The organism is Hymenobacter perfusus (assembly GCF_003944765.1).
Classification (GTDB): domain Bacteria; phylum Bacteroidota; class Bacteroidia; order Cytophagales; family Hymenobacteraceae; genus Hymenobacter; species Hymenobacter perfusus.
Genome location: NZ_RWIU01000007.1, coordinates 82,991 through 97,686, shown reverse-complemented (window position 1 = coordinate 97,686; position 14,696 = coordinate 82,991). Strand labels below are relative to the sequence as shown.

General features: G+C 63.0%; 7 protein-coding genes. 2 read left to right on the top strand and 5 right to left on the bottom strand.

The genetic code is table 11. The features are described 5' to 3' along the window. Window positions 1–61: 61 nt before the first annotated feature. Window positions 62–931, top strand: coding sequence for a hypothetical protein (locus EI293_RS18175; protein ID WP_125439977.1), 870 nt, complete (start codon window positions 62–64; stop codon window positions 929–931). Further along, window positions 928–3,036 carry a ComEA family DNA-binding protein gene (locus EI293_RS18170; protein ID WP_125439976.1) on the top strand — a complete coding sequence of 703 codons (2,109 nt, stop codon included), beginning with the start codon at window positions 928–930 and terminating at the stop codon, window positions 3,034–3,036. The genes EI293_RS18175 and EI293_RS18170 overlap by 4 nt, the downstream gene beginning before the upstream one ends. Window positions 3,037–3,152: 116 nt before the next feature. Here the strand turns inward: EI293_RS18170 and EI293_RS18165 are convergent, their stop codons facing one another. From EI293_RS18165 to EI293_RS18145, 5 genes are all read right to left on the bottom strand, one after another. Next, window positions 3,153–6,743 carry a reprolysin-like metallopeptidase gene (locus EI293_RS18165; RefSeq protein ID WP_125439975.1) on the bottom strand — a complete coding sequence of 1,197 codons (3,591 nt, stop codon included), beginning with the start codon at window positions 6,741–6,743 and terminating at the stop codon, window positions 3,153–3,155. A 373-nt stretch (window positions 6,744–7,116) separates the two neighbouring features. Beyond that, window positions 7,117–9,072, bottom strand: a complete 1,956-nt coding sequence (locus EI293_RS18160) for a DUF3857 domain-containing protein (protein WP_125439974.1) — start codon at window positions 9,070–9,072, stop codon at window positions 7,117–7,119. A gap of 5 nt (window positions 9,073–9,077) precedes the next feature. Beyond that, window positions 9,078–11,117, bottom strand: coding sequence for a DUF3857 domain-containing protein (locus tag EI293_RS18155; RefSeq protein ID WP_125439973.1), 2,040 nt, complete (start codon window positions 11,115–11,117; stop codon window positions 9,078–9,080). Between the two features lie 166 nt (window positions 11,118–11,283). Beyond that, entirely contained in the window at window positions 11,284–13,257 is a 1,974-nt protein-coding gene (locus EI293_RS18150) for a transglutaminase domain-containing protein (RefSeq protein WP_148103284.1), read from the bottom strand. A 225-nt stretch (window positions 13,258–13,482) separates the two neighbouring features. Then, the gene (locus EI293_RS18145; protein WP_246010725.1) at window positions 13,483–14,688 is read right to left on the bottom strand and encodes an MFS transporter; all 1,206 of its coding nucleotides are present in this window, start codon (window positions 14,686–14,688) and stop codon (window positions 13,483–13,485) included. Window positions 14,689–14,696 lie beyond the last annotated feature (8 nt).

Below are 14,696 nucleotides of genomic sequence, written 5' to 3'. Positions count from 1 at the left end.
TATTTTCCAGCAATAGAATCCTTTATTCTTCTCTATGCTGAAACGTTACCTACTATCAGGAGTGCTTATTGCTCTTGCCGCTACTGCCCACGCCCAGGGCAACGGCCCCGGTTTGTGGGGTGCCCGCGCCGCCGGCTTGGGCCACATCGGGAGCGTGCTGGAACAGGATGGCTGGGCCGGTGCCGCCAATGCCGCCGCCCTGGGTGCCCTGAGCCGGCCCACGGTAGGCGTGGGGGCCGAAAACCGCTACCTGCTGCCCGCGCTGAATACGGTTTCTCTAATGGTGGCCGTGCCCATCGGCTACCGCGCCCCGCAACCGGCCGCGCCGGTGGCGGGCGTGTCGGCGGCGGAAGCGCCGCGCTACGGGGTAGTCGGTTTCACGGCCCAGCGGTTCGGCGGCAAGCTTTATTCTGAGCAGCGGCTGGGTCTGGGCTACGGCTACCAGCTGGGCACCGTGCGGGTGGGGGCGCGGGTGGAGGTGCTGCAAACCAGCTTCGAGGGGCTGGGGAGCCGGCGGGTGGTAGCCGCGTCGTTGGGCGGGCAGGCCGATATCATTCCGCGCAAACTCACTTTCGGGGCCACGCTCTACAACCTCAACCAGGCCCGCCTCTACGAGTACCAGGATGAGCGCCTGCCCACCGTGCTGCGGGCCGGCCTGGCCTGGCGGGCCTCCGAAAAAGTGCTGCTGCTGGCCGAAACCGAGAAGGACGTGGAGCAGGATGCCGATTTCAAGGCGGGCCTGGAGTACCGACCGGTGCCGGTGCTGGCCGTACGCGCGGGCCTGGCTTCGCTCACCAGTCAGCTGACGGGCGGCGTGGGGCTGAAAACCGGGCCGTTGCAGCTGGATTACGCCGCCGCCTGGCATGAAACGCTGGGCCTGAGTCAGCAACTGAGCGTGGCCTACGTGTGGGCCAAACCGCAGCAGCCATGAGTCGCCGCGTTGTGGCGGCTGGGGCATTGCTGCTGCTGGCCGCCGGGGCCGCCCGGGCTCAGGAGTACCCACGCCCCGCCGTACCCGACCTCGACCGACTCACCCAGGAGCTGTTTGCCGAAATCCAGAGCGAGCAGGTGCCCTACGAGGACCTCTACGAAACGCTGCTGCAATACTACCAGACGCCGCTCAACCTGAACACCGCCACCCGCGAGGACCTGCGCGGCCTGCTGCTGCTCTCCGAAACTCAGATTACCAACCTGCTGGAGCACCGCCAGCGCCACGGCGCGCTGCTGAGTTTGTACGAGCTGCAGAGTATTCCTGGCTTCGAGCTGCGCACCATTTACCGGGTGGCGCCCTTCGTGGCGGTGCTGACCCTTGATCCCAACGCCGCCCGCGGGCCACTATGGCAGCGCGTGTGGCAGGAAGATAACAACGCTTTGTTTCTGCGCTATGAGCGGACGGTGCAGGGCCGCCCTGGCTACCTGCCGCCCGATACCACCAGCACCGGCGCACCGGCCTCGCGCTACCTAGGCTCCCCCGATAAGCTGCTGGTGCGCTACCGCGTGAGCCGCAGCAAGGATTTCAGCCTGGGATTTACGGCCGAGAAAGATGCCGGCGAGCAGTTTGCCTGGGACCCCGCCCGCCGCCGCTACGGCGCCGACTTCTACTCCGGCCACTTCATGGTGCAGGAGCGGGGCCGACTCAAAAATTTGGCCTTGGGCGACTATCAGCTGCAATTCGGGCAGGGGCTGCTGCTGTCCTCGGGGCTGGCGGTGGGGAAGGGGGCCGAAACCATTACCACCCTGCGCCGCAGCTCGGTGGGCGTGCGGCCGTATTCCTCGGTGCTGGAAAGCACGTTTTTCCGGGGCGCGGCGGCTACGGTGGCCGTCACCAGTACCGTGCGGGTCACCGCCTTCGTCTCGCGCAAGCGGGTGGATGCCTCCGTGCAAACCGCCCGCGACTCCCTGGCCGATTTCAGCGAGTTTACCTCCGGCCTGCTGCTGACTGGTTTCCACCGCACGCCCACCGAACTGGCCAACCGTCAGGCTTTGCGCGAAACCGTGCTGGGCGGCAACGTCAGCTACGCCAGCCTGGGCGGCGACCTGCAGGCCGGCCTCACGGCGGTGAACACGCAGTTCGATAAGCCTCTGCTGCGCCGCGACGAACCCTACAACGCGTTTGAGCTGCGGGGCCGCCACAACCTGGCCTTCAGCGCGCATTACAGCTACGTGTGGCGCAACCTGCTGCTGTTCGGCGAAACGGCCCGCAGCAGCGGCGGCGGCCTGGGCACCGTGAACGGGTTGCTGGCTAGTCTGGCGCCCAACGTGGATGTCTCGGCTCTGTATCGGCACTACGCCCGCGACTTTCATACTATCTACGGCAATGCGCTGAGCGAAAACACCCGTAATATCAATGAAAGCGGCCTGTACCTGGGGCTGAAGCTGCGGCCCGCCGCGCGCTGGGAGCTGTCGGCGTATTACGACCGGTTCCGGTTTCCGTGGCTGCGGTATCAGGCCGGCGCGCCCGGCGCGGGCCACGACTGGCTGGTGCGGCTCACCTTCAGTCCTACCAAAACCAGCCTGCTCTACGCCCAGCTGCGGCAGCGCACCAAACCCTACGACGCCGATACGCTGCGCCCCATGCCGCTGCCCGTGCCCACGCAGCGCCGCAGCCTGCTGCTGTTCTATGACGCCAGTCCCACGCCGGGCCTGAGTTTGCGCACCCGGGTGCAGGGTACCGCCTACCGCGAGGATGTCGGCCCCGCCCGCCACGGCTACGTGCTGGCCCAGGACGTAACGGTGCAGCCCCTGCGCCGTCTGCGCCTCTCGGCCCGCTATGCCCTCTTCGACACTGATGATTATGACACCCGCCAGTACGTGTTCGAGCAGGATGTGCTGTATGCGTTTTCGGTGCCGGTGCTCTACGGCCAGGGCACCCGCGCCTACGTGCTGGCCCAGGTCGAAGTCAACCGCCACCTCACGCTCTGGCTGCGCTACGCCGATACGCATTACCGCCACCAACGCACCGTCGGGTCCGGGCTGGAGGAAATCCAGGGTGCGCGCCGCTCCGATGTGAAAGCCCAATTACGGTACCGGTTCTGATTCTTCAAAAAGAGGGAGGATATACAAGCAAAAAGCCAGTTCCTGATTCAGGAACTGGCTTTTTGCTTGATAGGAGGCCCGCAGAACAGAGGGACTGTTCTGCGGGCAGGAATCAACTACTGTTTCAGCAGACGTACTACCGTCGAGCCGTTGGGCATATCGAAGTGCAGGTTGTACACGCCGGTGCGTAGCGCGCTCAAATCGAGCGGCAGTTGCAGGGCGGTGCTGCTTTTCGTCAGCGTCTGGCTTAGTACCTGACGGCCAACTGCATCGGTAACGCGCAACGTAATGGCCCCACGCTGGGTGTTATCCACTTTTACATTGAAAACACCGGTGCTAGGGTTCGGCGATACTTCAATGCCCTGCAGCAGCGCGGCGTTATGCGTAGCCGTCACCCCGGCCACCGTCTGGCAGCTTTCATTGGTGTAACCCGAAGCGCCGGTAGCGTTTACTGCCCGCACGCGGTAGCAATACGGGCCGTTGGCGGTTACTTGGTCGGTGTAGAAAGTGGTATTGGCCGGTACGGTGGCAATCCGGGCAAAAGCCGCAGTGCCGGTACGGGCGCGCTCAATCTCAAAGCCGGTTTCGTTCCCCGAGTTATCCAGCCAGATCATGTCGATGGTGGCGGCCGTAGCGGTAACGGTGGGGGCCAGAGTCGTGAGGGAGCCGGGAGCCGCCGGAATTTCACCTACGGTGCACAGCTCCAGTGTCCAGCCGGTGAGAGTACCGCCATTGGCCGCCGTGTTATCCGAAATGGTCAGCGTCCAGTTGCCATTGGCCGGGTCGTTGAGCAGGTCGCCGAGGGAATTGGCCGGGCGTACGGTCGCCCCGCTGGTCAATGGGCAGGCCAGCGCAGCGGTGGCCGCGTCGTCAAACGTCAGGTTCAGGTTGGCCGTGCCGGGGCAGGCCCGCGAGAACAGCACCACCCGCCGACCCGCCGGATTCGTGAGCGAAATTTCCAGCTCGCTTACGTCCGGATGGGTAATGGCCAGGCCCCGGATGCGAATATCCGACACCCGCTCAGTGTTCGTAACGTTGATAACGGACGTTACCGATGCCGCGGAGCCGGTTGGGATAGTACGCGGTACGTTGGTTGCCACAATGTTCTGGCAAGCCTGAATACCGGTCGTAAACTGCGTAACTGCCGAATACGGTGCCGTGCCGCAAGGGCTCAGGCCGCGTACCCGCACGAAGTACACGGTGCCGGGCTGCAGCGCCGTCAGCGGCGTGAAGCTGGTGCCGGTGATGTTGGTTTGGGTCTGAACACCGGTAGTAAAGGCTGCGTTCGTAGCAATCTGTACCTCGTAGGCCGTGGCATTTGGCACCGTGCTCCAGGTGACGCGGGGGCGTAGCGTAGTGATGCCGTTGGCGCTGGGCGCGCTGATGGTTGCGGCCTGCGTAGCCGAAGGCTGCACCGTCACGGTCACATCCAGGAGGCGCGTTACGCCGCCGCTGGTGCCGGTAAGGCGGATGGTATACGTGCCGGCGGCCGTGGTGCTGGCCGCGCTGATGGTGGCCGTGGTGCCGGAGCCGGCCTGCACGGTAGGGTTGGTATACGTAACCGTGATACCCGCTGGCAGGTTAGTGGCCGAGAGGGTAACAGCACCGGTAAAGTTCTGTAGCTGGCCCACTGTTATAGCCCGTGTGCCGGAAGCTCCGGGGCAGAATGCCAGCGCAGTGGCTGCGCAGCCCGGGCCTTGCAGGAAGAACGTAGGGCCGGCGGGTGTTTCCAGGGTAAAGTTCTGGTTTGATACGTCGAAGAAGATGCTGCCCGTGGCCTGCACCCGGATGCGGGCCTGCGTGGAGCTGCCGACGCTGGCCGGTACCGTTACGGCTTCGCACCCGTCGTTGGGCGTGTTGGCAAGCAGGGTGGTGGGGTAGGTCAGGCCGCCATCGGTGGAAAGCAGAATATCCACATTGGCCGCGCTGATGGGGGCCTGGGTGGTGTTGGCCACGTCCCAGTTCACCTGCTGCGGAGCGCCCACCAGCCAGGTAGTAGCCGTGTTGGGAGCCGTCACGACAAAGGGGCCAGCCGTGGAAACGACCACCACATTCATGGAGTCGTAGTCCACGCCACCCCCGCCTACGCGGTTGTCGCGGGTTACGAGCCGGAACACCAGCCGCCGTCCGTAGGTAGGCAATAGCTCCCCTTTGGTAGTGCTATTGTTGAGGATGTCCGATAACCGGGGAAACGTGCGCGAAGGGCTGGTAGTGGGCGAAAAGGCCCGGAACAGCGGCGCGTCGCCGGTAGCGGCAGCCGGCGCTCCGGCCGCACCCAGGTTGTATTGCTCCCAGGAGTAAGTCAGGGCGTCGGAATTGGCATCCGTAGCCGAACCCGTCAGTACAAAGGGCGTGCTGACCGGAATAGCGTAGTTGCGGCCGGCATTCACTACGGGCGGCGTGTTGCCGGTGGCCGTATTCACCGAGCAGTTGCCCAGCCCGGTGATGTGGGCTACAATCTGGTCGAAGCTGCGCGAATGGAAATATGGGTCGGAGTTAGGCTGAATGTCGTCGGCTCCGCAGATACCGGCATAAGCCATGATGGTAGTACCCGAGCCCGGCTCGTAGGCCGAGGTAGCCGCGCGGTTGCCGCCGCCGCAGCTGCCGGTCTGGCTGTTGAAGGTATGGTCGGCCCCAAACTGATGGCCCATTTCGTGGGCGACATAGTCTACATCGAAGGCATCGTTGACGGGGGCCGGGGAACCGGTTACGCCACGGGCCTTACCTGAGGCAATGCACACGGAAGGCTTCTGGGCAACGCCGCCGCCACCGGTGCTGAATACGTGACCGATATCGTAGTTAGCGGCCCCAATCCGATCCGTAACAGTGGTCTGGTTCTGGTTGAGCATTGCCGAGCCACTGCTGTTAGTGTAGGGGTCGGTGTCGGCATCCAGGAAAATCAGGGTGTCATTTTTGGGGACGATGACCAGCCGTACGGCCAGCTCCTTCTCATATATACCGCTTACCCGGTTTACCGAAGCCACCATGCCGGCCATTGCGCCCGCTTTGGTGCCGCCATGGAAGGTGCTGTACTCGCCGGTGCAGGCCAGGGCCAGCCGGTACGTACGCAATGTGGTGCCGTTGGCTACGGCGGCGCGTTGGGCCGCCGTTACCTGGGGCAGTTCTTCGGTACCATCGGGGGAGGGAGTGGCGCACACGAACGGAAAGGCGCCCCGGTTCATGGAGCGGCGCTCAAACACCAGGTGAGTATCGAGGCCCCGCGTAGCCGGGTCAATATATACCGTGGAGTTGGCCGCCAGAATCATGGCGTGGAAGCCATCCGGACTCACATCGAGGCGGGCCGAGGCCGAGGGGTCATCAATGCCCTGCGCCGCGTAAGTACGGATGTTTGGGTACTTGGCCGCCAATTGCGGAGCCATTACCGGCACCTGCACCACCCGGAAGCGTTGCGAAGTACCATCGGGCATCGGCAGGGAAATTACCGTTGCTGAGCCTTTGGCCCCGGCTCCGCGCTCCAACGGAGCGGTGCGGAGAGCAGCCCGCACGGCATCCAGCTGGAAATTAACCGCGCGGAAATGGGATAAGGGCTGGGTTGCCTGCCGGGCGGCCGTGGGCACCTGAGGTGCATCGGCCCACAATACCCGCTGGGCCGATGCGCTGGTAGCCGTCCCGAGGCCGGCTATCAGCGCGCCGCCAGCCAGCAGCGGCCGCCAGGCCCGACGGAACAAAGTAGAGGTTTCAAGCATATGGTAGAAGAATGAAAAGGAGAAAAGCAAGAAAGGAAGATAGGTGCGGAGAGGCAGGAATAGAGCGCCTCAAGTTAGAATTTTTGCCTGCGGAAGCGGCTGTTTTTTATAGATATATTTTGCTCAACTGGCAATGATTTGCTTGCAAATAAGCCTTTTGAATAATTTAGTCAGGTGTTTATTGGTATTATAGTCAAGTTGTAAAAGGTATATATAGACACGTTTTTATATTAAAAACCCAGCGTATCTGAAAATAAGAAACCCACTGCCTCTTGGCAGTGGGTTTTTGCCGTAAGGCAGCCAGGTGAAATAAATATCCGGGAAAACAGCATGCCCGGAACTTGTCCTAGACGCTCGGTAAAGCGTTCAGGACTTAGGCGTCGGTTTTCAGTAGTACGATCTGGGCCTTATCGGCGGCACTAATCTTCCGCCTGAATTCCAGATACGCCGGGTAATCGGTGCGGGCAAAGCGGGTGCGGGGCAGCTCCAGGCGGCGGATGTAGCGGATGGTGCCATCGGGCAGGGTCTGGAGCTGGCTGGAATAGGTACCGAACCGGGTGCTGAGCTGCACCGGGGCCGGCAACTGCTCGGGGCGCAGGCTGGCGGGCAGGTGCAGCTGTACCGTATCCAGTTGGGTGAGGGCATGATCCAGCCATAGCTCGCCCTGCCGCTCCCCTACGGTTGCCTGCGGTGCGGGCAGCCGGCTAAGCAGGTTTGGCGCCAGAAATACCCGTTTGCCGCTGGGCGGGGCCAGGCCGGGTAGCGTGAGCGTCAGGTTCTCGGTGAGGCCCGGCACAGCCGCGCCGGGTGCCGAATGCCGGAACGACACTTTGTTCAGGGTGAAGTTGGCCAGCGCCAGCCGGTTGCCGATATACTTTTTCTGCTCGGCCAGCTCCAGCCCCGCCACGCCGGATACGGCATCGTATTCCAACCCGGTGCGCAGGGTGCGCAACGTGGCCGTGGCGTTGCCGTTGGCATCCAGAACTACATCGGCCAGCCGCTCCCGGCGGTTTTCAGCGGCACCGTAGCGGGGCGTGGGAATGAGCTTGCCACCTTCGGGCAGCAGCAGCAGCGCGTGGCGGTTGCCCGTAAAACCGCCCATGTAGCCAAACGGGTTGGTCTGGCTGGTGCATTCCAGCCACACGGTATCCGGCCTGGCCGCCTTCGTGAGCGGCACGCACAGCACTACGTGGTTGAACTGGGAACTGGGAAAATCAGTGCGGATATCCTGCTCGTCGGAGCCGGCGCGTACCAGGGCGGCATAGGCCTGAATGCCAGCGGCCCCCAGCAGGGCCTTGCAGTAGTTGGTCAGAGCCTTGCAGTCGCCGTAGCCGTTGGCCGCCACCGAGGAGGCCGGGAACGTCTGCCAGCCGCCCAGGCCCAGCTGCACCGAGATGTAGCGGGTATTGGCCTGCAAAAACTGATATACTTTCCGGATGCGGGCCCGCTCGTCGGTTTCGCCCTGGACCAGGGCAACCATGCCCGCTTTGAGGGCCGGCGGTAGCTCGTCGCGGCCGGCATTCAGCTCGTAGGTCCAGCGGCTCAGGTCGGCCCAGGTGCTGAGGCGGCCGGCGTGGCCCTGCACCTCAAACTCGGCCGGCGCGGTGAATACGGCGGGCGTCAGCTCAGCTACCGGCGGGGCATCGGCTTCTTCCTCCCGGGCGGCCAGATCATGCACCTGCCACTCATAGATTTCCTGGCTGCCCTGGGTGTGTTTGGCCTGCGCAGTGCCGGCCGGCAGGCGTGCTTCCTGGTAGCGCAGCGCCAGTCCGGCGGGCATCAATACCTTAAAAGAAGCCTGTTCTACACTAAGCTGCTCCATCGGCTGGGGCCGCCAGGTAGAGTAAAACAGCGGGTTGTCGGACACCACTTCGTACTCAAACTCCACCGTGTAGGGGTAGGTGGGCTGGCTGAGGTCGGCTACCCGGCCCCGGGCATCGGAGGCCAGGCTGAAACCATCGGACAAGCTGATATCACGAATATCCTGGGCCCGCAGCTGGCGCAGCTGCCGGCCGGTGGCATCATACACCGCGCCCCGGAAGTAGCTGATGCTGTTGAGCTGGCTATAGTATACCAGCTCCGAGGCCCAGCGCGACCCGGCCTCATCCAGAATCGTTACGGCGCGGCGTGTGGTTTCCACCGTGCGCCCCACCGACTTCACCAGCAGGGTTTCTTCCTGATGGCGCACCACGGCGTGGGCATTTTCCCGCAGGGCCGCCGATAAATCGGCTACGGCATATTTGGGGGCCGGGCCGGGGGCCGCATAGGCCGGAGCGGCTACCGTAGCCGCTACCCAGCCGGTAGTCAGCGTAAAAAACAGATTGCGCATAGCCGTTATACCTTCTTTTTGAGGACCAGTCGCTCACTCTGCTTGGCCATCATGCGGGCAAAGAATTCGCGCAGGTACGCGTATTCCTCCGCTGAGTATACTGGCCGGCTCAGGTTCATGCGGCTCACAATCTGGATGATGCCGGTGCCCGGCTGGATGGCATAGGTGAAGCGGCCCCCGCTTTCCGGCAGCTCCATGGTCATGGGCTTGGGCGTTTCCTCCAGCTCGTAGCCGGCCGGCAGCGTGATGTTCACCATAACGATTTCGTCCAGCGCCGTCCCGAAGTCCACCGGGAAGCGGCGGCCTTCGTGCAGGAAAGGGTTTTTATCGGCACCGAAGTCGCGCAGCGGGTTCAGGTAAATAGTGCCGGCGGGTGCATCGCCCCCGGCGCTGGCAAACTCATATTCCAGCGTGAGCGGCCGGTGCAGCGCGTCGCGCTCCTTAAAGGTATAGGCAGGAATATTCCAGCCCTCATGGCTGGCGGCCAGCTCTTCCACGTACTTCTTTTCCCCCAGCTTGCGCAGCTTTTCCCGCTGACTCAGGGCCAGATAGCCGGCATGCTCCTGGTGGACTTTCCCGCTGAAGCCACCTTTTTCATCCACCGTCAGGCTGATCTGGCGGTAGGAAAGCAGCCGGTCGTTGGTTTTAAGCTCAATCCAGCGCGAGGCCCCGGTTTTGGGCAGCACCAGCCGGCCCACGCCGTTAAGGCAGCGGTGCGGCAGCATGCCGCAGGGAGCCAGCTCCTCGGTGGCATCCAGCAGCATCTCCTTCCCTTCGGGCAAAGCTACGTGGGCCAGCACGTAGTTGAAGCGCGAGAGCAGCGGCACGCCGGTTTCCATGCGGCCGTGGTTGCGGGTGCTCAGCAGCACGGGGTTGGCCTGGAAGCCGGCTTGGCGCAGGGCCGCCACCAGCAACAGGTTGATGTCGGCCGCATTGCCGGTTTTCTGGTCGTAGGCCCGGTGCACGGTGCTGGAGGCATACACGGCGTTGTTGCCGTTGTGCTTCACGCTGCGGCGCACCAGGTCATGAATGGCGGCTACGCGGGCCGCCGGGTCGGTGGTCTGGGCCAGCAGCGGCGTCAGCTGCTCTTTCAGGAAACCGCCCTTGTTGAGCTGGCTGCCAAATTGCTCATCATTGAGCAGTTCGGTGTCAATTTTCTCCCAGGAGTTAGCTACGGCTTTGTAGGGCTCATCGGGCCACTTAATGCCGGCCAGCTCAAAGTCAATTTTGGAAATGTAGTCGTTGGTGGTGGTCATGTAGGGCTCCTCGCGCATGGCGGGCACCGCTTTCATGGCCCAGCGGTGGTTGGTCACGCGTGGGGTCACCACCGTCGAGCCGCCGGAGGTACGCTCCCCGTATTCCATTTTCGACGACCAGCTGATGGTGTACTGGGTAGTTGCTTCGTTGCGCTCCTGCACTTCCAGTGGCTCATAGCCCTGCATGAGCATTTTGTAGTCGAAATACTCCGGAATAGCCGCCCGGTACTCGCTCCAGCGCACCGGAATTTCGCGCTGGAACGTCCAGTCCTGAAAGTTGAAGGTGAAAGGCGACACGACCAAGTAAGAGTATTCTATCACTGATCCTACCCGCACGTTGGGCATGGTGAACTTGCGGATGGTGATGTTAGGAGTACTTTCCTCCCGGAAAATAGCGTCGGAATTCAGCTTCTCCTTCACCACTTGGCCATTCACCAGATTGTAGGTGAAGCCCCGCAGACTGGTGAGCTTCTCTTCGTTGGTGGCTTTGTGGTACAGCGGCACCTGCACGGTGGCCTCATCGTACCCCGATTTTTTCAAGATTTTGATGCGGGTCACGCGCTCAAATACCACCCGGAACTGCCCGTCGTTGTACTCGAAGCGGGAGCGGCCAAAGTCGCACAGCACCACGGCCGAGGCGGCACTATCGGCCGCGAAGTTCTGGGCGGTAAGGTCCAGCTCGTTAATCTTGCCGAATTTGATGGGGTCGGCCTGGGCGTGGGCCAATGACACTGACGCGCCGCCGCAGACGCCAGCCAGTAGCAGCCGGCGGAGTAAAGGTGAAATCATACCAGCAAGGGGTAGAAGATGGAAATATCAGGGGAGAATACTATTCCCGGCTCCGGCAGCAGAGCAGGCAACAAAGCACTACAAATAGGTGTAGAGAAGTACGGACGGAGCAGCGGAACCGAAATATCCTGTTTATCCGGCTCCTGTACAACCCTCGCTGCGCAACTTATTGCCGCTGCAACACAATCGGTTCGGCCAGCTTGGCAAGGGCCTTGGTATAGAGCTCCCGCAGGGCATGGTACTCCTCTGCCGAATAGTGTGCTTTTGCCAACTGCAGGCGGCTTTGCAGCGCAATGGTCTGCGGGGTGGGCTGGCTGATATTAAACAGAAAACGCCCGCCACTATCAGGCAAAACCAACTGCATATTAGCCGGCAACTCGGTAGCGGCGTAACCAGGGGGCAGCGTCAGCGTTGCCACGCACTCCAGCCGCCGGGTAGTGGCCAGATCAACCGGATACAGCCGCTCGGCCTGCTTAAATGGGCTGGCCGGTACGAACAGCTGCTGCAACGGCCGCAGATACAGCGTGGCCGCCGCTGCTTCCGCGCCGGGCAGACTGGCCTTCAGTTCCAGGGTCACGGGCTTGGCCACGTCGGGGGCGGCGGTTTCGGCTTGGCTGATCTGCCAGTCGGGGTGGGCTTGCTGCCACTGCTGGCGCAGGGCCGGCAGCGGCACCCGGTAGTCGGAGGCGGCGTAGCCAGCATATTCCTGGCGGATGCTGCCCTGGATTTCGCCCTGAGCGGTTACCGTTAGCCGGGCGTTGGTGTAGAGCAGATGGGGAGCGTTTTCGGTCAGGTTCACCCACTTGCCCGCCGGCCCCAGCAGCCGGCCCTGGCCGTTCAGGCAGTAGTCGGGGAGTAGGGTGGGCGGCAGGCTGGCGTCGGTGGCATCCAAGAGTAGCTCCTGACCGCCAGGCAGGGCCACGTGGGCCACTACGTAGTTAAACTGACTGACCACGGGCAGCTCCGTCTGAATGCGGCCGTGGGCGCGGGTGCTCAGCAACAGCGGCTGGGCGTTGAGGCCGGCGGCGCGTAAAGCGGCTACCAGCAGCAGGTTCACCTCGGCCGCGTTGCCCTTGCGCAGTTCCACCACTTTTTTGGCCGGGTTCCGGGTGTGGGTGCCGGGCGCACCACTGTAGCCCACGGCCGCCAGCACCAACTGCCGGACGGCTGCGGCCCGTTCTACCTGGTTGGAGAGGGTGCGCAGGGGCGCGGCGGCGGTGCTCAGGGCGGTGGTGGCGCGCAGGTACTGCCCGAAACTTTCTTTTTCCAGCAGCTCTTTTTCAATTTCCTCCCAACTCCCCACGATGAACTGCGGCGGGCGTTTTTCATCGAACTGAATGCGCTCCAGTTCAAAATCAACCCGGCTCAGGTAGTCGCGCTCCGTGGTCATGAACGACTCGGGGTGGAAAGCGGGCAGGTTTTTCTGGACCCAGCGGCGCGTGAGGGCCTGGGTGGTAATGGTGTAGCTGTTGCCGCTGCCCGTCGGGATGGAGCCGTAGGAAGTGCGGGTGTCCTCGCGGTAGGTGGTGGCGTACGCTTTGGCTCCGGTTTCGTTGAGGGCGAAGGGCCAGTACGTGCGCGTTAGCTCCTTATAGCGGTAAAAGCTGGGAATAGTCGTGCGGTACTCGCTCCAGCGCACGGGTATATCCCGCTGAAACTGCCAGTCCTGGAGGTTGAACAGAAACGGCGACTTAATTACGTAGGTGAACTCCACAATGGAACCCTCGCGCACGTTGGGCAGCGTAAAGGCATACTCATCCAGGCGGTCATCCACTTTGCGGCTGAACACGGCCTCGGTGCGCAGTGGCTCTTTGCTGAGCGTAGCACCCGTCAGGTTGTACGTCAGGCCTTTCAGCTGTAGCAGCTCTTCCCGGCCGCCGCCCTTGGGGTCGTGGTACAGCAGCACACGTACCGTGGCGTTATCGTAGCCGGCCCGGCGGCGGATAAGCAGCCGGGCCGTACGCTCAAACTTCAGCTCAAAGCCTTCGTTTTTGCCCTGGATGCTGGACTGCCCAAAGTCGCAGAGGACCTCGGCGGCAGCCGAATCAGCCGTGGGCACAGCCAGCAGGGTAGCGGCTTCTTTAGCCTCCAGCTTACCAAATTTCAGGGGTGCGTCCTGCGCGCGGGCAGTTCCTGCCAACAATAAACCGGTAACCAGGCCCGGCGCAATTATCTGCTTAACGTAAAAAGAAACCACGGAAATAAAGGAAGTAAGAACCGGCCGGCCGGTCCGTTTGTATAAAATTCGGCACTAAAGATAACAGGTTCCGGAGGGAAGATAAAAGGCCGACGGCGGTAGTCTGCGAAAGTCAGGTGACATCTGTCTGTCGGAGCCATAACGGCTGGCAAAACCAAGCTCCGCTTCTTACGCGGCCCGCGCTTTGCGCCGGCTCAGCACCAGCAGGTAGCCCAGCCCGGCCAGCACGCTGAGCGCACTGAGCCCGTGCACGAAGGGCAGGTGGGCTGGCTCGTTGGCAAACACCCAGCCCGCCAGCAAGGCTCCCAGCCCGATACCGGCTTCCAGGGCAATATACATGGTGGCCACGGCCCGGCCGCGCCGCTCGGGGTGGCTCAAATCCACCGTCCAGGCGTACAGCGTGGGCGAGTTCAGGCCCGTGCCCAGCCCGAACAGCACCGCGCCCGCCAGAAACACCGGGGCCGACTGCGCCAGCGCCAGCACCACCAGCGCCGCCACAATCACCAGCGAGGAGCCGATGAGCACCGGCACGCGGCCGTACCGGTCGGAGGTGCGGCCGGCTACCAGGCGCACCACCAGCGAGGCCCCGGTGTAGCAGGTGTAGAACAGGCCCTTGTCTTCGCCAATGAGGCCCAGCACCCGGCTTTGATCAGGAATGACGGTAAGCACTGCCCCGAACGGAAACAGGCACAGCAGCGTCACCAGGGCCGGGGCCAGCACCCGGGGCTCGAAAACTTCCTCCCAGCTTTCAATGCGCAGCAGCCGCCAGCTGAACCGCTGCCGCTGGGCGCGGGGCAGGGTTTCCGTCATGGTTCCCTGCACTACCAGGCTCAGCAGGGCCAGGCCCGAGGAGCAGTAGAACATGGTATCGAGGGAGAAGTGCAGGGCCAGCCAGGAGCCCAGCATGGGGCCGGCGGCCATGCCCACCGAGCCCGCCACGCCCAGCAGGCCCATGGCCTCGCCGCGCCGTTCCAGCGGGATAATATCGGCAATGAAGGCGGCCGTGCCGGTGGGCTTGAAGCCGGTGCTGAAGCCGTGCAGCAGCCGCAGCCCCATAAAGGCCGCCACCGTGGCCGTAAACGGATAAAAGAAGCCGCACACGAAGCACACCAGGGAGCCAAACACCATCACCGGAATGCGGCCCACGGTATCGGCCAGCTTGCCGCTGAACGGCCGCGAGAGGCCGGCCGTGAGCGTGAACAGGGCAATAATAAAACCCTTGTACTCGGCCCCGCCCAGGCGCGTGAGGTAGTCGGGCAGCTCCGGCAGCAGCATGTTGAAGCTCATGAAGAACAGCAGCGACGACAGGCACATCAGCCAGAAGCCAACGGTGTACACACGAACTGGGGCGGAAGGCGAAGCGGTAACGGGCATAACGGCCG